Annotated in this window: 19 protein-coding genes and 1 tRNA gene; 9 read left to right on the top strand and 11 right to left on the bottom strand. The window is 67.1% G+C overall.

Annotated features, from left to right (window positions below):
- Positions 1-51: 51 nt before the first annotated feature.
- Together AC3DET_RS11005 and AC3DET_RS11000 are read right to left on the bottom strand one after the other, a co-directional pair.
- On the bottom strand, positions 52-1,218 hold the full coding sequence (locus AC3DET_RS11005) for a serine hydrolase domain-containing protein (RefSeq protein ID WP_488391599.1): 1,167 nt from the start codon (positions 1,216-1,218) through the stop codon (positions 52-54).
- A gap of 97 nt (positions 1,219-1,315) precedes the next feature.
- Positions 1,316-1,597 (bottom strand): hypothetical protein, encoded by a 282-nt coding sequence (locus AC3DET_RS11000; RefSeq protein WP_446539247.1) that lies wholly within the window; start codon positions 1,595-1,597, stop codon positions 1,316-1,318.
- A gap of 137 nt (positions 1,598-1,734) precedes the next feature.
- Between AC3DET_RS11000 and AC3DET_RS10995 the strand changes: the two genes are divergently transcribed.
- Positions 1,735-2,265, top strand: a complete 531-nt coding sequence (locus AC3DET_RS10995; RefSeq protein WP_488391598.1) for an REP-associated tyrosine transposase — start codon at positions 1,735-1,737, stop codon at positions 2,263-2,265.
- 40 nt (positions 2,266-2,305) lie between these two features.
- Here AC3DET_RS10995 and AC3DET_RS10990 read toward each other — a convergent pair whose 3' ends face one another.
- The 3 genes from AC3DET_RS10990 to AC3DET_RS10980 all read right to left on the bottom strand — a co-directional run bounded on the left by AC3DET_RS10990 (position 2,306) and on the right by AC3DET_RS10980 (position 4,430).
- Positions 2,306-3,142, bottom strand: a complete 837-nt coding sequence (locus AC3DET_RS10990) for a DUF5694 domain-containing protein (protein WP_488391597.1) — start codon at positions 3,140-3,142, stop codon at positions 2,306-2,308.
- Between the two features lie 77 nt (positions 3,143-3,219).
- Positions 3,220-3,309, bottom strand: a tRNA-Ser gene (locus AC3DET_RS10985).
- Positions 3,310-3,422: 113 nt separating this feature from the next.
- Entirely contained in the window at positions 3,423-4,430 is a 1,008-nt protein-coding gene (locus AC3DET_RS10980) for a LysR family transcriptional regulator (RefSeq protein ID WP_225591123.1), read from the bottom strand.
- A 116-nt stretch (positions 4,431-4,546) separates the two neighbouring features.
- Here AC3DET_RS10980 and AC3DET_RS10975 point away from each other — a divergent pair, with 116 nt between their 5' ends.
- Positions 4,547-5,125 carry an FMN-dependent NADH-azoreductase gene (locus tag AC3DET_RS10975; RefSeq protein WP_488391596.1) on the top strand — a complete coding sequence of 193 codons (579 nt, stop codon included), beginning with the start codon at positions 4,547-4,549 and terminating at the stop codon, positions 5,123-5,125.
- 59 nt (positions 5,126-5,184) lie between these two features.
- Positions 5,185-5,919: a DNA alkylation repair protein gene (locus AC3DET_RS10970; RefSeq protein WP_488391595.1), complete on the top strand. Its 735-nt coding sequence runs from the start codon at positions 5,185-5,187 to the stop codon at positions 5,917-5,919.
- A gap of 199 nt (positions 5,920-6,118) precedes the next feature.
- On the opposite strand, the gene serS is transcribed toward AC3DET_RS10970, so the two are convergent.
- The gene (serS, locus tag AC3DET_RS10965; RefSeq protein WP_488391594.1) at positions 6,119-7,399 is read right to left on the bottom strand and encodes a serine--tRNA ligase; all 1,281 of its coding nucleotides are present in this window, start codon (positions 7,397-7,399) and stop codon (positions 6,119-6,121) included.
- 111 nt (positions 7,400-7,510) lie between these two features.
- Here serS and AC3DET_RS10960 point away from each other — a divergent pair, with 111 nt between their 5' ends.
- On the top strand, positions 7,511-8,158 hold the full coding sequence (locus AC3DET_RS10960) for an energy transducer TonB (protein WP_488391593.1): 648 nt from the start codon (positions 7,511-7,513) through the stop codon (positions 8,156-8,158).
- A 276-nt stretch (positions 8,159-8,434) separates the two neighbouring features.
- Positions 8,435-9,001 (top strand): energy transducer TonB, encoded by a 567-nt coding sequence (locus AC3DET_RS10955; protein ID WP_488391592.1) that lies wholly within the window; start codon positions 8,435-8,437, stop codon positions 8,999-9,001.
- A gap of 231 nt (positions 9,002-9,232) precedes the next feature.
- Here the strand turns inward: AC3DET_RS10955 and aroA are convergent, their stop codons facing one another.
- From aroA to serC, 3 genes are all read right to left on the bottom strand, one after another.
- Positions 9,233-10,537: a 3-phosphoshikimate 1-carboxyvinyltransferase gene (gene aroA / locus AC3DET_RS10950; RefSeq protein ID WP_488391591.1), complete on the bottom strand. Its 1,305-nt coding sequence runs from the start codon at positions 10,535-10,537 to the stop codon at positions 9,233-9,235.
- Positions 10,538-10,935: 398 nt separating this feature from the next.
- Positions 10,936-12,090 carry a prephenate dehydratase gene (gene pheA / locus AC3DET_RS10945; RefSeq protein ID WP_337732079.1) on the bottom strand — a complete coding sequence of 385 codons (1,155 nt, stop codon included), beginning with the start codon at positions 12,088-12,090 and terminating at the stop codon, positions 10,936-10,938.
- A gap of 97 nt (positions 12,091-12,187) precedes the next feature.
- A complete protein-coding gene (gene serC / locus AC3DET_RS10940) occupies positions 12,188-13,273 on the bottom strand; it encodes a phosphoserine transaminase (protein WP_488391590.1) in 1,086 nt (361 codons plus the stop codon).
- A gap of 205 nt (positions 13,274-13,478) precedes the next feature.
- Here serC and msrP point away from each other — a divergent pair, with 205 nt between their 5' ends.
- Together msrP and msrQ are read left to right on the top strand one after the other, a co-directional pair.
- The gene (gene msrP / locus AC3DET_RS10935; RefSeq protein ID WP_446539268.1) at positions 13,479-14,447 is read left to right on the top strand and encodes a protein-methionine-sulfoxide reductase catalytic subunit MsrP; all 969 of its coding nucleotides are present in this window, start codon (positions 13,479-13,481) and stop codon (positions 14,445-14,447) included.
- A 154-nt stretch (positions 14,448-14,601) separates the two neighbouring features.
- Positions 14,602-15,231, top strand: a complete 630-nt coding sequence (msrQ, locus tag AC3DET_RS10930; RefSeq protein WP_488391589.1) for a protein-methionine-sulfoxide reductase heme-binding subunit MsrQ — start codon at positions 14,602-14,604, stop codon at positions 15,229-15,231.
- Here the strand turns inward: msrQ and AC3DET_RS10925 are convergent.
- Positions 15,200-16,003: an FHA domain-containing protein gene (locus tag AC3DET_RS10925; protein WP_337732083.1), complete on the bottom strand. Its 804-nt coding sequence runs from the start codon at positions 16,001-16,003 to the stop codon at positions 15,200-15,202. The genes msrQ and AC3DET_RS10925 overlap by 32 nt on opposite strands.
- A 98-nt stretch (positions 16,004-16,101) precedes the next feature.
- Between AC3DET_RS10925 and AC3DET_RS10920 the strand changes: the two genes are divergently transcribed.
- Complete coding sequence (locus AC3DET_RS10920) at positions 16,102-16,377, top strand: polyhydroxyalkanoic acid system family protein (RefSeq protein WP_192202621.1); 276 nt, start codon at positions 16,102-16,104, stop codon at positions 16,375-16,377.
- Positions 16,378-16,380: 3 nt separating this feature from the next.
- Here the strand turns inward: AC3DET_RS10920 and AC3DET_RS10915 are convergent, their stop codons facing one another.
- Positions 16,381-17,079, bottom strand: coding sequence for a DUF8198 family protein (locus AC3DET_RS10915; RefSeq protein ID WP_337732084.1), 699 nt, complete (start codon positions 17,077-17,079; stop codon positions 16,381-16,383).
- A gap of 105 nt (positions 17,080-17,184) precedes the next feature.
- Here AC3DET_RS10915 and AC3DET_RS10910 point away from each other — a divergent pair, with 105 nt between their 5' ends.
- A complete protein-coding gene (locus tag AC3DET_RS10910; RefSeq protein ID WP_488391588.1) occupies positions 17,185-18,429 on the top strand; it encodes a patatin-like phospholipase family protein in 1,245 nt (414 codons plus the stop codon).
- Positions 18,430-18,516 lie beyond the last annotated feature (87 nt).

The following is an 18,516-nucleotide window of genomic DNA, read 5'->3' as shown; positions in this document are numbered from 1 at the left end:
GAGTGGCGCGTGACTCAAAAAGGTCTAACGACCTTCGCGACACGCTCGGCGTCAGTCGACGAACGCCTTCTTGCCGTATTCCCAGTTCCACGGCACGCCGGTTTCCCCCAGCACGAAGGCCACCAGCCGCGGGAATGCGCGCTCGGCGCGCACGTCGTTGCCCAGGATCACCACGCAGCGCCTGCGCTGCTTCACGCACACCCAGGTGTTGCCGGTGGAATCGTTGTGCCCGCCCTTGTAGAAGCCCGGGCCCTGCGGTCCCTCGAACACCACCACGCCCAGCCCGGCGGCCAGGTCCTTGCGGCGCTGTGCGGGCGGGAGTTCGTCCTGCAACGTGGGGAATTGCGAAGCCGTCGTGATCGGCCGTTGCGGCGACGTCATCGCGGCGAACGTGTCAGCGCGCAGGCCCTCGCCGTTGATGTACGCCGCGGCGAAGTTCGCCATGTCGGCGATGGTGGTATCCATCGAACCGGCGGCACGCACGCGGCTACGTTCGTCGTGCGGTTCAGGGCTGCCGTCTTCTGTCCAGCCATCGGCGAGGTTGGCGGCGAAATCGGAACGCCACTTCATGCTGGTGTTCGGCATGCGGAAGCGATCGAAGACGCGCCGCTGCATCTCCGCGCCGAGGTCCAGGCCCAGCCCACGCTCTATCACGTACTGCAGCAGGATCAGGCCCTCGCCCGAGTACGCGTAGCGGCTGCCCGGGGTGAAGTGGATGCGCAGTTTCTCGTCCGGTTCGAGATAGGCGAAGTTGGCGAAGCCGCTGCTGTGGGTCAGCAGGTGGCGCGCGGTGATCGTCTTCCAGCGCGGATCGCCGGCCAGATCGGGCCATGGGCCGTAGGCGTCTTCGGCGGGATAGTCGGTCAGCGGTTTGGGGAAGTACTCACCGACAGGGCGGTCAAGGTCGAGCGTGCCTTCGTCGACCAGCTGCATGACGGTCCAGGCGAACACGGCCTTGGTCAGCGAGGCGCCGTACATGACGGTGTCGGTCTGCAACGGGTCGCCTTTCGCATTGCGCTGGCCATAGGCGGCCACGTGGACGACCTTGCCGTCGTCGATCACGGCAATGGCCAGGCCGTTGGCCTGCGCGGCCTTCATCGCATCGGCGACTTCGGCATCCAGCGCGGCGCGGGTGGGAATGGGATGCGGCGCTGGTTCTTCCGCAGACGCGGTGAACGGCAGCATGGCGAGCAGGCAGATTCCGAGCAGTGGACGCATGACCCCTCCTGTTTCAGCCCGATGATACGGACTGCGGGGAGCGGGTTAAGCGTCGGAAGTCATGCGGTTGGCAGCACCCGACGCGTCGGCCCGTCGGTTACGCCAACAGAATCTTCATCAGCGCGACCGTCGCCACGGCCGCCACCAGCCAGATCGTCACGCGCTTGAGCAACGCGGCATCCAGCGCCCCGACCGCCCGCGCTTCGCGTGACGAAGTGAAACCCACGACCAGCACATGCACCGGCAGCGCGACCACCAGCAGGAACGCGAACACCCAGTTCAACGTTTCGTCACCCAGCCGGGGCCAGATCAACGGCATCACGATGCCGGCGAACAGGCCGGCGATGGCGGCGGTGATGGGGGTGGGGGTGAGTTTCATGCGGGGTGGTGTCCGATAGAGCCCATGGCCAAGTCTAACGGCTGGACGCAACGTGCAACTCTGCGAAAAGCTAGCGGATAGTCGTAGGATGGGTTGAGCGAAGCGATACCCATCAACGCCATCCCCGAGGTCAAGGAATGACCGACTACCGACGCGCTTTCGTCCCCGGCGCCACCTACTTCTTCACGGTCAATCTCGCCAACCGCCGCAAGACGCTTCTGATAGACCACATCGACCTGCTGCGCGACGCGATCCGGTACACACGCCAACGGCATCCCTTTCTCATCGATGCGATGGTCGTACTGCCCGATCACCTGCACGCCATCTGGACCCTACCATGGGACGATGCCGACTTCCCTTTGCGCTGGCGCCTCATCAAGACCTGGTTCTCTCGCAATCTGCCGCTTGTCGAACATCGACGCGCCAGCCGCGTCGACAAGGGCGAACGCGGCATCTGGCAACGACGGTATTGGGAGCATCTGATACGCGACGAGATCGACTTCGCCCGGCATGTGGATTACATCCACTGGAATCCGGTGAAGCATGGGCACGTGGCACGAGTTGAGGATTGGCCCTACTCGACCTTCCATCGGTTCGTGCGCGATGGGGTGCTGGCGGAGGATTGGGGCTGCGCAGTAGATGACGCGGACTTCGGAGAGCCTCGGTGATGGGTATCGCTACGCTCAACCCATCCTACCTTTCTTCCCGTCAAGGGGACGGAAGAAACGCCCCCGCCTCGACAAGCTCGACGCCTGGCGCAGACCGCAAACAGGCTGCCAGCTGAGGTACGTGTCCCTGCCCGTAGAACACCACCGCGCGGTCGCCGGGCTTGAGTGCTTGCAACAGTCGCGCGCAGATCGCGAAATTGCGTTTCGCCCAGGCGGCATTGAGCTCGACACCGGGCTGTTGCTCGTCGCTTCCGTAGCGCAGGAACTCCGCGTAGAAGCTCGCGGCTTCGTCGAGGGCCTGCGGCGTATTCATCTCGCGCAACACGCCGCCGATGCTGTGGGTGGTCTGCAGTGCGGTAATGCGCGCCGTGATGCCCTCGGCCTGCGCCATCAGTGCTTGCAGATCGCCTGACTTGCCATTGGCCTGCGCCCACGCGCTCAACGGTTCGAATGGGAAGTCACCCGGGACATCCAGCCCGTGAACGCGTTCGAGCCCCACCTGCTTGGCCAAGCGGAATCCCAACTGCACGACCTCATTGCGGGAGGCCGGCAGCGTGCCGTCGAGATAGCGCGCGTAGTTGTCGCGCGCCGCTTCAACAGGCCACTCGACGCCGACGAATGTCGGCTGGAACCCGGCCAGGGCATCGGTCACCGCCTGCAGTTCTGCTTGGCGCCGGGGCACCGTGACGTCCACCGACTCCACGTTGGCCTGATCCTGACCCGGATTGCTGAAGTGGTAGGTACCGACGACGATGACGCGGGCCGGCGGCCCGGCCGCCAATGCGGCGCCGTGCAGAAGGAGCAATGCCAGCACAAGGAGACGACGCATGACCGGTTCCTCCAACACGTAGGATGGGTTGAGCGTAGCGATACCCATCGTCGAGGACGATCAGACACACCGAAGCGATGGGTATCGCTACGCTCAACCCATCCTACATTTCATGGTGGCTGGAGTGGCGGAGAGAGTGGGATTCGAACCCACGGTAGGCTTGCACCTACGGCAGTTTTCAAGACTGCTGCCTTAAACCGCTCGGCCATCTCTCCGTTGTCTGGAACTGCCCGCGACCCCGTCGCGGTGCATCGCCACCCTGCCCCGGCGGCGCGCCCGGCCCCTTGCAGGCCGGACGGCATTTTCGCACGAACACCCTGCCCGTGGCTTACGACGCCTTCTTCACCTTGCCGGCCTTGGTGTTGTCGATGGCCATCGCGATGGCCTTCTCCTTCTCCTCCGAACACTTGCCGCCGCAATCCAGCCGCGAAGATTCGATCTGCTGCGGCAGGTGCTCGGCCAGGAAATCGATGAACACCCGCACCGCCGGCAACATGCCCCGGCGCGAGGCGAACACCGCATGGCAGATGCCCTGCGGCAGGCTCCATTCCGGCAGCACCACCTCCAGCTCGCCCTTGCGCACCGCGTCCGCGCACACCGTCTCGGGCAGCAGCGTGATGCCGTAGCCGTCCTTCGCCATCGACTGCAGCAGCGGGAAATCGAAACCCGCCAGGCGCGGATTCAACTCGATGCGGCGCACCTCGCCATTGGGCCCATGCAGCTCCCAGCGCTGGCGCGCCTCGTCCTCGCTGATGCTCAAGGTGACGTGCTCGGCCAGGTCTTCCGGCACCTTCGGGCGGCCGGCGCGGTTGAGGTACTTCGGGCTGGCCACCAGCAACTCCTGGATCTGGCCGAAGCTGCGCATCACCAGACTGCCGTCGTCGTCGAGCTTGGCGCGCACGCGCAGGGCCACGTCGTAGCCCTCGTTGATGATGTCCACGCGACGGTTGTTGACGTGCAGCTGCAACCGCACCTTCGGGTACTTGTCGAGGAAGGCCGGCAGGATCTTCGGCAACTGCATCTGCGCCACCGCCACCGGCACGCTGACGCGCACCACGCCGCGCGGCTCGGCGCTCAGGCGATCGACCACCTCGCGCGCGGCCTGGGCTTCGGCCAGCATCGTCTGCGCATGGCGGTGCACGCTCATGCCCACGTCCGTCACCGCGAAGCGGCGGGTGGAGCGCTGCAGCAGGCGTACGCCCAGGTCGGTCTCCAACTGGCTGATGCGCCGGCTCAGGCGGGACTTGGGGATGCCCAGCGCCCGTTCCGCCGCGGCGAAGCCGCCGTGGTCCACCACCATCGCGAAGTAATAGAGGTCGTTGAGGTCGTGCTGCATGAATTAGTCTCGCCTTTAGAACGATCAGTGACGTTTAACCACGTTTATCCCACCAATGCAACGACCTACAGTGTTCTCCAACGCGGTTGAGGCCGCATCCCGACCGGAGAACCACCATGAAACTATTGCATATCGACAGCAGCGCCCTGGCCGCCAATTCGGTCAGCCGACAGCTCACCGCCGCCATCGTAGCCCGTTGGCAGGACAGCGTGCCCGGGCTGGAGGTCATCTACCGCGACCTTGACGCCAACCCGCTTCCGCACCTGACCAACGCCGTACTGGGTGGGGGCGATGCCGCCGCCGCACAAGCCGCCGAGCAGGCGATGCAGGAGTTCCTGGCCGCCGATGTCATCGTGGTCGGCGTGCCGCGCTACAACTTCGGCGTACCGTCCACGCTGAAAGCCTGGATCGACCGCGTGGCGGTGGCCGGCCGTACCTTCAAGTACACCGAGAACGGCCCCGTCGGCCTGGCCGGCGGCAAGCAGGTGATCGTGGCCGAGGCCAGCGGTGGCGAATACGCCGGTACGGCGATCGACTTCGTGGCGCCGTACCTGAAGCAGGTGTTCGGCTTCCTCGGCATCACCGATGTGGAGTTCATCCGCGCCGAGCGCGTGGCGTATTCGCCGCAGCACAAGGCCGAAGCCATCGAAACCGCGCTGGCCAGCATCCCCGCACCGCTGCGCAAGGCAGCCTGAGCCTTCGGGTCGCGGGACGGGGCCGGTATGCTGCCGGCACCCGTTTCCGCCACCCGCCGATGCCCGCCCGGAACACCACGCCCGACGTGATCGATGCCCCAGAGGCGCTGACCCTGCTGAAAGCCGCCGCCCGCCCGGACCACCGCGCCGGGCTGGCGCGCTACGGCATTCCCGACACGCATGCGCTGGGCGTGCCGATGCGCGAGATCCAGGCGCTGGGCAAGCGCATCGGCCGTCGTCACGCCATGGCCCAACCCCTCTGGGACAGCGGCATCTACGAAGCCCGCCTGCTGGTGGCCTTCATCGCCGATCCCACGCACCTCACCCCCACGCAGATGGACCGCTGGTGCCGCCAGTTCGACAACTGGGCGGTCTGCGACACGCTGTGCCTGCACCTGTTCGACCGCAGTCCGCATGCGTGGGGACGGATCGATGCATGGGCGCGCAAGCGCGGCGAGTTCAAAAAACGCGCGGCGTTCGCGCTGCTGGCTGGGCTGGCGGTGCACGACCGCCACACGCCGGATGCGCCCTTCCTCGCCGGGCTGGCCCACGTGGACGCGGCGGCGGGCGATGCGCGCAACTTCGTCAGCAAGGGCGTGAGCTGGGCGCTGCGTGCCATCGGCCACCGCAATGCGGCGCTGCATGCCGAAGCGATCGACCGGGCCACTGCGCTGGCGGCGACCGACGATCCGGCGCGACGCTGGGTCGGCAAGGATGCGTTGCGCGACCTGGGCCGCGCGGCGGTGCTCGCCAAGGTGGCGAAGGCGACGAAGGGACGCGCGAAGAAGGCTTGAAGCTCCCCTCTCCCCGCGCGCGGGGAGAGGGTGCCGAAGGCGGGTGAGGGGCGAGCGGAGACGGGAAGCCGGACGCTTTCACTCGGCTCCAGCATTCGATCAGCAACAGCCAACAGGACGGAAAGTCCTGCGCCAAGAGCGCCCCTCATCCGCCCTTCGGGCACCTTCTCCCCGTCAACGGGGAGAAGGCATCAGGAACTCAGGCGATCTGCTCGGCCCCACCCATGTACGGCCGCAGCACCTCTGGCACGGTGATCGAGCCGTCGGCGTTCTGGTAGTTCTCCATCACCGCGATCAGCGCACGGCCTACGGCGGTGCCGGAGCCGTTGAGCGTGTGCACCGGCTCGGGCTTGCCGGTGGCCGGATTGCGCCAGCGGGCCTGCATGCGGCGGGCCTGGAAGTCTTCGCAGTTGGAGCACGAGGAGATCTCGCGGTACATGTCCTGCGACGGCAGCCAGACTTCCAGGTCGAAGGTCTTGGTGGCGCCGAAGCCCATGTCGCCGGTGCACAGCAGCATGCGGCGGTACGGCAGGCCCAGCTTCTCCAGCACGGTCTCGGCGGCGCGGGTCATGCGCTCCTGCTCGTCGTAGCTTTCCGACGGGCGCGCGATGGAGACCAGTTCCACCTTCTCGAACTGGTGCTGGCGGATCATGCCGCGCACGTCGCGACCACCGCTGCCGGCTTCGGAACGGAAGCACATCGAATGCGCGGTCATGCGCAGCGGCAGGCGGGCATCGTCGAGGATTTCGTCGCGGACGATGTTGGTCAGCGGCACTTCCGATGTCGGGATCAGGTAGCGCTTGTGTTCGCCCAGGTGGGTGGCGAACAGGTCTTCCTCGAACTTCGGCAACTGGCCGGTGCCGCGCATCGAATCGGCGTTGACAATCACCGGCACGCTGGTTTCCTCGTAGCCGTGTTCGTTGGTGTGCAGGTCGAGCATGAACTGCGCCAGCGCCCGGTGCAGGCGGGCCAGCTGGCCGCGCAGCACGGTGAAGCGCGCGCCGGACAGCTTGGCGGCGGTGTCGGCGTCGAGCCAGCCATGGCGGGCGCCGAGTTCCACGTGATCCTTCACCGGGAAGTCGAACGCGCGCGGCGTGCCCCAGCGGTGCTGCTCGACGTTGCCGGCCTCGTCGCTGCCCACCGGCACGCTGGCGTGCGGCAGGTTGGGGATGCCCAGGGCGATGCCTTCGATCTCGCTGCGGATCTCGTCCAGCTTCACTTCCGAGGCCTTCAGCTCGTCGCCGAAGCCGGCCACTTCCGCCATCAGCGCGGACACGTCCTCGCCCTTGGCCTTGGCCTGGCCGATGGCCTTGGAGCGGGTGTTGCGCAGGTTCTGCAGTTCCTCGGTGCGCTTCTGGATTTGCTTGCGGGCGGCTTCCAGGTCGGCGATGCGGGACACGTCCAGGTCGAAACCGCGGGCCTCCTTGAGGCGCTGGGCGAGTTCGGCGGGCTGGGTGCGGAGCAGGACGGGATCGAGCATGGAAACAGCAGTCTGGCGTGGGAAGCCGGCATTATCGCCCATCTGCGACCGGTTGCCCGCGCGGTTAACGGCGGCTGTGCAAGAATCGGCGCGACTTCACCGGTGATCCCCATGTCGGCCCAGCAACCGCACGAACCGCACTTCACCTTCCGCCTGCCCCGCACCGCCCTGCGCAACGCCGCCATCGCCTTCGGCATCGGCCTGCTGCTGTTCGTGATCGTCTGGTGGGCGGGCCGCGACGACGGTTTCTACACGCCGGAAGCCACGGTGCCGGGCAAATCGCTGCCGGTCGAGGCGCTGCCCGAACCCCTTTCCACCGGCGATGGCGCCAGCGGCATGGAAGAACCCGCACCACGACCGGCCGCCGAGGAGCGCCCGCAGCTGGTGGAAGAAAAGCCGATGCCCGCGCCTGTGTCGGAAACACCGATGCCTGTGGCACCGGCCGATGCCACGCCGTCGGCGGCGGGTGTTCCGCTCGCCCCCGGCGATGTGCCCGTACCGATCCCCGGCCAGACACCCGCGCCCGAGTACCCGCTGTCTGCCATGCGCAATAGCGCGGAAGGCACGGTGATGGTGCGGGTGGAAGTGGGCGCGGACGGCGTGCCGACCGCTGTCGATGTGGCCCAGCGCAGTGGCTCCCGTGATCTGGATCGCGCTGCGGTGGACGCCGTGCGCCGCTGGCGCTTCCAGCCCGCCCAGCGCGATGGCCAGGCGGTAAGCGGCGCGGTGACGGTGCCGATCGATTTCAAGATGCGGTGATCGCAGCAGCCGTTGTTTGCGCCAACGCGTTCAAAGGTGCGAACGCTGGCGCACCACCTGCGGATCGGCACGCTTGCCGGCAGGACGATGTGTCCCCGGCCCCTGGGATTAATGCAGCCATTGATTTTTACATTGCGCATGCATCGCTGAACCCATGTTCCGATAGCTGAACTTCCACCCGCTGGTTTCATCGCGCGATCACGGATCGCGAACATCCCTGCGCAAAGACTCGGCCCCGTTCCAACGCGGAACCCACAACGCGAAACGGAGGCTCACATGTCGATGCCCACAAATAACGAATACCGCACCCCGGATACCGTGGAAGACACCACGGTGGAACCGCGCCGCACGACGTCGCCGGTGCTGCTGATGCTGCTGGCCCTCGCGGTCACGGCCGCAGGTCTGGTGTGGTGGACGCAGTCGCGCCATGCCGGCACCGAAACGCCGGTGGCCGCGCTACCGTCCCCGGTGGCGGATGATGCCGCCAATGCGCCAGCCAATGAGCGTACGGCCGCCACGGCCGACCGCAAGCGCGCCGAGCGCACGGCAGCCACCCGTCCGGCGTCGATCAGCCGCGATGCCCGTCCGCTGGCCAGCAACGCCGAGCCGAAGTATCCGGCCTCGATGCTGCGCGCCGGTGTCGGCGGTACCGTCGTGGTGTTGGCCGAGGTCGATGCGCAGGGCCACCCGATCGACGTGCGCGTGGTCGAGCGCAGCGGCGAACGCGACCTAGATCGCGCCGCGCTGACCGCCGTGCGCCAGTGGCGCTTCGAGCCGGCCATGCGCAATGGCAAGGCGATCGCCACCAGCGTGAAGGTGCCGGTGGACTTCAACCCCATCTAAGCGCTGCACCGCTCCGCACAGGGAGCTGACGAGGAAAGAAAAAGGGGGACGCGCGCACGCGTCCCCCTTTCTCATGTCTGGCTTCTTGCAGGAGCGACGTAAGTCGCGACCGTGATCCTTCTGCAATAGATCACGGCAAGCAACCGCGGGACATGCGCGGAACGGGAGAGCCACACAGGAACCCGGGGCCTGCGGTCGCGACTTATGTCGCTCCTATAGAAAGCGTAAGCCTCACGCCTTCCGCAACGCAAACCCCGCGCCGGTCGCCAGGCTGTCGTAGTCCGGGAACGAGGTCGCCACGTTGGCGACATCGCCGATGAGCACCTCGCCGGTTGCGACCTGCCCGGCGATGGAGAACGCCATCGCGATGCGGTGGTCGCCGTGGGAATCCACGGTGCCGCCGTGCAGCGGGCCCGGAAAGATCGTCGCGCCGTCGGGCGTCTCGTCCACGCGCAGGCCGAGCGCACGCAGGCCGTTGGCCATGCTGGCCAGGCGGTCGGATTCCTTCACCCGCAGTTCCGCAGCGCCGCGCACAACCGTGGGGCCGTCCGCCGCTGCGGCCGCGACGAACAGCGCCGGGAACTCGTCGATCATGTCCGGCACCAGCGCTTCCGGCACTTCGATGCCGTGCAGCGGCGCGTGACGCACCACCAGATCGGCCACCGGCTCGCCGCCGTGCTCGCTCGCATTCTCTTCGCTGATGTCCGCGCCCATCAGGCGCAGCGCCTGCAGCAGGCCGGTGCGGCGCGGATTCAGGCCGACGGCGCGCAGGCGCAGCTCGGACCCGGGAATGATGCTGGCGGCGACCAGGAAGAACGCGGCCGACGAAAAATCCGCGGGCACGGCGATGTCGGTCGCCTTCAGGCGCTGCCCGCCGCGCAGGCGCGCGAAGCCGGGCGAGAAGTCGATGTCCACGCCGAACGCCTTCAGCATGCGCTCGGTGTAGTCGCGGGTGGGATGCGGCTCGTGCACGACGGTTTCGCCATCGGCATACAGGCCCGCCAGCAGTACGGCGGACTTCACCTGGGCACTGGCGACTTCCAGCGTGTAGTCGATGCCCGCCAACGGCTGGCCGCCCTGGATGCGCAGCGGTGGCAGGCCGCCAGCTTCGGTGTCGATGCGCGCGCCCATCGAGGACAGCGGCCCGGTGACGCGGCGCATGGGGCGCTTGGACAAGGATTCGTCGCCGACCAGCACGCTGTCGAACGGCTGCGCGGCCAGCAGGCCCGCAAGCAGGCGCATGCCGGTGCCGGCGTTGCCGCAGTCCAGCGCGCCCTCCGCAGGCTTCAGGCCATCCACGCCCACGCCGTGCACGATGCGCCGCGACGGCGACGGGGTCTCCACGCGTACGCCGAGCCGCGAGAAGATCGCGGCGGTGGCGCGGGTGTCCTCGCCTTCCAGGAAACCGTCGATCGTCGAGGTGCCGTCCGCCAGCGCGGCGAACATCACCGCGCGATGGGACACCGACTTGTCACCGGGAATGTCGAGGGTGCCGCTCAGGGATTGGCCGGTGGAGGCGATCCAGTCTTGTTTCATCGGAGTTCGTTGCGGGCTTGGGAAGTGAGGGAAGGGAGTACGGGATTCAGAATGACTGAGGACTTCCCGTCATCCCGGCGAAAGCCGGGATCCATTCTGCCTTTGCCTTCCGCGACCACAGCAAGAGCAAGATGGATTCCGGCGTTCGCCGGAATGACGGCGGTGGCTTGCCATTTTGATCGGAATTCGTTGCGGGTCTGGAAGTCAGGGAAACGGGGGAACCGGAATGACTGAGGTCTTGCCGTAATCCCGGCGGCCCTCAACAGTCGAGCGATTGATAAAGCCGGGATCCATCTTGCTCTTGCAGCCTGGACGGAAGGCAACGTCAAAGTGGATCCCGGCATTCGCCGGGATGACGAGCGAGGTGAGACCGGCGCTGGATGAGGCTCATGACCGGCTCAAGGCACCGCGACCGGGTACGACCCCAGCACCTTGATCTGCGCCGAATGCTGTTTCAGTTCGGCCAGCGCCTGCTTCATCGCCTCATCGTCGATGTGGCCGGCCAGGTCGATGAAGAAGCCGTACTCCCACTTGGCGTGATGCGAGGGCCGCGACTCAATGCGGTTCATGCTGATGCCGTGGCGCGCGAACGGGCTGAGCACGTCGAACAGCGCGCCAGGCTTGTCGTGGATGAAGACCAGCACGGAGGTGCGGTCGTGGCCCGACGGCGGGAAGATGCTGCGGCCGATCACCAGGAAGCGCGTGGTGTTGTCCTTGTCGTCCTGGATCGGGCTCATGACGACCTTCTTCAGGCCGTACACGTGGGCGGCGCTTTCGCCGCCGATGGCGGCTGCGTCGTCGTTGCCGCGCGCGCGGCGCGCGCCCTCGGCATTGCTCGACACCGGCACCTTCTCCACCTTCGGCAGGTTGGCGCGCAGCCAGCCCGCCGTCTGCGCGAAGGACTGCGGGTGCGCGTAGATGCGCTCGATGTCGTCGATGCGGCCCGTGCGCGACATCAGGAACTGGTGCACGCGCAGCTCGACTTCGCCGCAGATCTTCAGGTCCGAGGTCAGGAACATGTCCAGGGTGATCTGGATGGTGCCCTGCCCCGAGTTCTCCACCGGCACCACGCCGAAATCGGCGTTGCCGCTGGCCACTTCCTGGAACACCTCTTCGATGCTCGCCAGCGGCAGCCCGTGCGCCGAGCGGCCGAAGTGCTTGAGCACGGCCTGCTGGCTGAAGGTGCCTTCCGGGCCGAGGTAGCCGATCTTCAGCGGCTCCTGCTGCGCCAGGCAGGCGGACATGATCTCGCGGAACACATGCACCAGCACTTCGTCGCTGAGCGGGCCTTCGTTGCGGTCCACCACCATGCGCAACACCTGGGCCTCGCGCTCGGGACGGTAGTAATCGACGGCAGCGGCGAGCTTGCCCTTGGCCTTGCCGACCTGGTGGGCGAAGCGCGCGCGCTCGGCGATCAGCGACTGGATCTGGCGGTCGATGCCGTCGATCTTGGCGCGCACGTCGGAGAGGGCGGGAGCGGGTGCGGTCGTGACGTCGGCTGTCTTGCCTTTCGCCGGCGCGGTTTTCTTGGGCTTGCTGGGTTTGGAGGCCATGTTTCGTGTTTCCTGAAAATGCTCTCTGTAGGAGCGACGTAAGTCGCGACCGTCAAACGTCCGGTCGCGACTTACGTCGCTCCTACAACAGCGCTACTCATCCGTTGCGTTGCTGGAAATCGCGCATGAAATCGACCAGCGCCTGCGCGCCGTCCACCGGCAGCGCGTTGTACAGCGAAGCGCGGATGCCACCGACCGCCTTGTGCCCCTTCAGCGCCAGCAGGCCGGCGGCCTTGGATTCGGCCACGAAGCGCGAGGTCAGCGTCTCGTCGGGCAGGAAGAACGGGATATTCATCCGCGACCGCACGGCCGGGGCTACTTCATTGCGGTAGAAGCCGCCCGACGCATCGATGGCACCGTAGACCAGCGACGACTTCATCGCGTTGCGGCGCGCGAACTCGGCCACGCCGCCTTCGGCAAGCATCCACTTGAACACCAGCCCGGCCAGGTACCAGTTCCAGGTGGGCGGCGTGTTGAGCATGGAGTCGCGTTCGGCATGCGAGCGGTAGTCGAAGATGTCGGCCCGCGGCTGCCCGCTGCGCTCGAACAGGTCCTTGCGGATGATGACCACCGCCACGCCGACCGGGCCGAGGTTCTTCTGCGCACCGGCATAGATCACGCCGTACTTCGATATGTCGATGGGCTCGGAGGCGATCGACGAACTGAAGTCGGCGAACAGCGGCACCGCGCCGACGTCCGGGGTGTCGCGGAACTCGACGCCGTGGATGGTCTCGTTGGCGGTGATGTGCACGTAGGCCGCATCCGGTGTGAGCTGCCAGGTACTACGGGCCGGGATGTCGCGGAAGCCGCCGGCTTCGCCATCGGCGGCGATGTTGACGGTGCAGTACGGCTTGGCCTGCTTGATCGCGGTCTTGCCCCAGTGGCCGGTCACCACGTAGTCGACCACCTGGCCGGGGGCGGCGAAGTTCAGTGCCAGCAGGGCCTGGTGGGTGGTGGCACCACCGGACAGGAACAGCACGGCGTAGTCGTCCGGGATGCCGACCAGGGCGCGCAGGTCGGCCTCGGCCTGTGCGGCCACGGCGATGAAATCCTGGCTGCGGTGGCTGATTTCCACGATGGACGCGCCGATGCCGTTCCAGTCGAGCATCTCGGCCTGGGCCTGCCGCAACACCGACTCGGGCAACGTGGCGGGACCGGCACTGAAGTTGAACGCGCGCGTCATGGGGCACCTGGAAGAATGAACGGCTAGTATGCCGCAGGGCATCCGTTGCATGGGCAACCATGCGCAAGTTGGGGCATGAAATGCGGGCGGACTGCATCCCGCACCGGGCCATGGACGTACAGGCTTGCAGCAGATCGTCCACAGGCCGGGAATTTTCCCGCCGCACAGGCGTCCAAGAACACCTGCAACGTTCCGGAGTTTCCCCATGTCCCTGCGCGACGCCTTGCGAATCCCCTCCTCCGAGATCACCGACGAGTCCGTCTACCGGGAGCGGCGCGCCCTGCTGCGTGCCTTCGCGATGGCGCCGGCGCTGGCCCTGTCCGGTTGCGCGGAGGCCGAGCCGCCTCCACCCCCGAGGTTGACGGTGACGCCCGAGCAGGCCCGGTCCGGATTCCGCACGACGGAGGAACTGACCCGTTACGAAGACGTGGCGAGCTACAACAACTTCTACGAGTTCGGCACCGGCAAGGCCGACCCGTCCACCGCACGCAAGACATTGAAGACTTCGCCATGGTCGGTGGTGGTGGGCGGCGAATGCGCGAAGCCGGGCCGGATCGCGCTCGAAGACCTCCTGAAGGGGCTGACGCCCGAGGAGCGCATCTACCGCCTGCGCTGCGTCGAAGGCTGGTCGATGGTGATCCCGTGGCTGGGCGTGCCACTGGGCGAGGTGCTGAAGAAGTTCCAGCCGACCGCCAAGGCCAAGTACGTCGCCTTCACCACGCTGGCCGATCCGGTGCAGATGCCCGGTGTGCGCTACCGCTCGATCAACTGGCCGTACCGCGAGGGCCTGCGCATCGACGAGGCGATGCATCCCCTCACCCTGCTGGCCACCGGCCTGTACGGCAAGCCGCTGCCGCAGCAGAACGGCGCGCCGTTGCGCCTGGTGGTGCCGTGGAAGTATGGCTTCAAGAGCATCAAGTCGATCGTCGAGATCAAGTTCGTCGAAAAGATGCCCGAAACCGCGTGGCATGACCTGCAGCCATCGGAGTACGGGTTCTTCTCCAACGTGAATCCCAGTGTCGACCATCCACGCTGGAGCCAGAAGACCGAGCGCCGCATCGCCGGCAAGCAGAGCAAGCTGTTCGCCGAGCGCATCCCGACACGCATGTTCAATGGCTATGCCGACCAGGTGGCCTCGCTGTATGCAGGCCTGGACCTGAAGAAGTGGTATTGATGGCCCGATCGTGCCCGCACGCAGGTCCTTGAGGGGCGCTGCGATAAAGGGCGGTCCGGCAGGCTCGCAACCCATGGCATCCCGCGTGCCGATTCCTGCCCTCCCGCACCCGATCACCGCCCCGCCCTCCTCCTGACATCGACCTGACCCTCGCATGGCCAAGACAACCCCGCGCCTCATTGCCGCCAAGACCCTGGTCCATGCCCTGGCACTCACTCCACTGGCGATCCTGGCCTGGCAGTTCTTCGACGTATGGCAGACAGGAAGCGACGCGCTGGGCGCGGACCCCGTGGCGGAGGTCGAGCACCGTACCGGCCTGTGGGCGCTGCGGCTGCTGATGGTGGCCCTGGCCATCACGCCGCTGCGCCAGTTGACGGGCAAGGCCGTGCTGCTGCGCTTCCGGCGCATGCTGGGCCTGTACGCGTTCTTCTACGCCACGCTGCACCTGTCGGCCTACCTGGCGCTGGACCTGCGCGGCTACTGGACGCAGATCTTCGAAGAGATCGTCAAGCGTCCCTACATCACCGTCGGCTTCACCGCGTGGCTGCTGCTGGTGCCGCTGGCGGTCACCTCCACCCAGGGCTGGATGCGTCGGCTCGGCCGGCGCTGGGGCCAGCTGCACAAGCTCGTCTATGCGATCGGAGTGCTCGCCGTGCTGCACTTCTGGTGGCTGGTGAAGTCGGACATCCGCGAGCCGCTGCTGTATGCGGGCATCCTGGCGGCGCTGCTGGGGTGGCGCGTCTGGAAGAAGATCAGCCTGCGCCGAACAGCAACAGCGCGCTGAGCGCGCCGGCCATCAGCAAGGCCGCCAGCAGCAGCCAGGGCCAACGCAACACCGATGACGATGACGCCGGGGCGGTGTCGCCGGCGCCGGGTGTCGGCCCCGTTTCGTCCTGCTGCGCAGGCTCGTCCGACTTGGCGCTGGGCGCCCACGGCACCTCCAGCACGAAACGATGCTGGGCATCGAAGACGATCTGGTCGCCGGCCACGAGCAGCGCATCGCGCACCGCCACACCGTTCACCCGGGTGCCATCGGCGGATCCCAGATCGCGCAGCAGGACGCGTTCACCGCGCAGTTCGAGCCGGGCATGGCGCTCGGCGAACGCCGGGTCGTCCACGCGGATATGGGCATCGCGCGCACGTCCGACCACGCGCGGCTGCTCGAGGGACACACTCTTGCCGTGGTACTTGCCGCCCAGGCCCCGCAGCACCACACGGACATCGCCCTGGCCGGCGTCGCTTTCACGGAGGTCGGCGGCCGACTGGTAGCCCGACTGCAGCAGCAGTTCCACGCCTTCCACATAGACCGCATCGCCCGGACGCAGCACCGCCATCCGTTTCACAGGACGGCCGTTGATGTGCACCCCCCGCATGCCGTTGGCCACCTGCAACCACAGGCCGCGCCGGTCCACGCAGATCTGCGCGAGCAGCGCACCCTGCAGCGCATCGCCGACGCCGACCGTGCCCGCCGCTTCACGCACGATGCGGTGCACGCCGGTGGTGAGCGGCCGGTCGGGCGAAGGGCGATTTGCGAAGTGAAGTCTGAGGTTCTGCACGCCACGGGAGCCTATCAGGTTGAGGCGCATCCGGCAGCCCCGGCTTGGCATACGCCCATCGCGCTGCGCAGAATAGCGCCGGACAAAGGGAGCCCCGCATGGCCAGCATCGATATCCTGCACCCGCATTCCAAGTCGCCGAAGCAGGCGCGCAAGGCGGTCGAAGACGTGGCAAAGAAACTGTCCGAGCGCTTCGACATGGAGTACGGCTGGGACGGCGACACGCTGAACTTCAGCCGTTCGGGTGTGGACGGAAAGATCGCCCTGCTCGCCGACACGCTGCGCGTCACCGCCAACCTGGGCTTCCTGCTGTCGGCGATGAAAGGCCCCATCGAGGCCGAGATCCGTCGGGTCCTGAGCGACAAGTTCGACTGAACGTCAGTCGCGGAACGGGTCGGGCTCGTCCTCGAACAATCGCTGCGACACGGCGCGCTCTGCCCGCTCGATGTCGCGCACGAAAGCCTTGCCGTCGCCTAGTGCAGCAAAGGCTGCGAATCCCCGCTCCAGGAATCCCTGGAGCTCACCCAGCCCGGTCGCCTTTGCCGGGCCGCGCGACAGCTTGAGCAGGGTGGCGACGCCGGGCGTCTTCACCGCCCGCGCCAGGCCCACTCCCACCTCGGCGATCAGGTCGATCTGGTGCCCGCGCAGGCGCGGCAGGCCCACCTCGCGATAGGCACGCCCGTACAGGTCCGCGTCCAGCTTGCGGCGATTCGGCGCCAGCCGATGCAGCGCCTCGGCCATCCGCATGTCCAGCGCGTGCGTCAGCACGCCCAGTTCGATCCCGTGCGCCACGGTCTCCAGCACGGCACCGGGCAGCAGGCGCTGCATCATCGGCATCACCTTGGCGACATTGGCGTCGCGCTTGCTGAAATCGTGGTCGCCATAGACGTCGGTCAGGAAGAACATCGCCGCCGCGCGCCGCGTTGGGTCGTTCAGGAAATGCTCGAAGCTGGTCTCCAGCCGTGCCGCCTGCCAGCGCCGCAGCTCCGGCAGCCAGCGCAGCCGGTTGCGGGGCTCCTGCACCGGATCATGCAGGGCCTGGTGCCAGGCCAGGCGCCTGCCAACGCGTTCGATCAAGGGATTTCCTGAGGCCATGCCGGGCATGATCCGGGCCCGCTGCGGGCGCCGCAACCCGGCGGCGGGTCGGCTACACTCGGGCGGCAAGGTCACCACGGGTAGTACATGCTTTCGATCCACAGTGCGCGGCGGCGGGGCCACAACGGCAAGATCGGGCTGGCCATCGCCGGCGGCGGCCCCATCGGGGGCATGTACGAGCTGGGCGCGCTGCGTGCCCTGGACGAAGCCCTCGACGGCCTGGACCTGACCCGGATGGACTGCTATGTCGGCGTCAGTTCCGGTGCATTCCTCGCCGCCGGGCTGGCCAACCGGATGGGCACGGCCGAGATGTGCCGCATCTTCATCACCGGCACCAGCGACGATGCGGAATTCCGGCCCGAAACCTTCCTGCGCCCGAATGTTGGCGAGTACCTGCGCCGTGCGGCCAGCCTCCCCGGCCTGTACGCCGACTGGCTGAACCGGCTGGTGCGCAATCCGCGCCGCGCGACGCGCTGGTCCGACATGTTCCTGCGTTTTGGCGGCCTGGTACCCACCGGCATCTTCGCCAACGAGGAAGTGGAGCGTTTCCTGCGCGACATCTTCAGCCGCCGTGGCCGCAGCAATGACTTCCGCACGCTCGACGCGGACCTGTTCGTCGTCGCGGTCGATCTCGACAGCGGCGAGGCCGTGCGCTTCGGCGAGGAAGGCTGGGACGACATCCCGATCTCGCGCGCCGTGCAGGCCAGTTCCGCCCTGCCCGGCCTGTATCCGCCGGTGGAAATCGGTGGCCGCCATTTCCTCGACGGCGCCCTGCGCCGGACCATGCATGCGAGCACGGTCCTGGACCGCGGCATCGAGCTGATGATCGGCATCAACCCGCTGGTGCCGTTCGATGCGAACCAGGCCACGCCCCAGGCCGACGAAGCCGAACAGGTGGGCCTGGCAAGCGGCGGCCTCCCGGCCGTGCTGTCGCAGACCCTGCGCACACTGCTGCAGTCGCGCATGCAGATCGGCATGGAGAAGTATCCGCATCGCTACCCGGATATCGACCAGCTGGTGTTCGAGCCCAATTCGGACGACAGCGAACTGTTCTTCACCAACCTCTTCAGCTTCTCTTCGCGCCACCGCGTCTGCCAGCTGGCCTACCGCAACACGCTGGCCGACCTGCGCAAGCGCGCGTCGGTGCTCAAGCCCATGCTGGCCGCGCACGGCATCCGCTACAACGAGGACATCGTCAACGACCGCCACCGTTCCATCCTCGACGGGCTGGACGTGATGCCGCGGATGACCGAAACCACCGCGCGCCTGCGACGTGCCCTGGACGACGTGGACCAGCTCGTGTCGCGGCACCGCGCGGCCCGTCGCGGCTGATGCGCTCACGGCCGCGTCACCGGCTGGTGTGAAAACTCTAGACAGCACGCCGATTCTGGCGCGCAATCCCCGACACCACCCACTGAC

The organism is Pseudoxanthomonas sp. 97-1-1 (assembly GCF_057773125.1).
The sequence above is the reverse complement of the archived record's forward strand: the minus strand, read 5'-3'. Positions and strand labels throughout refer to the sequence as shown.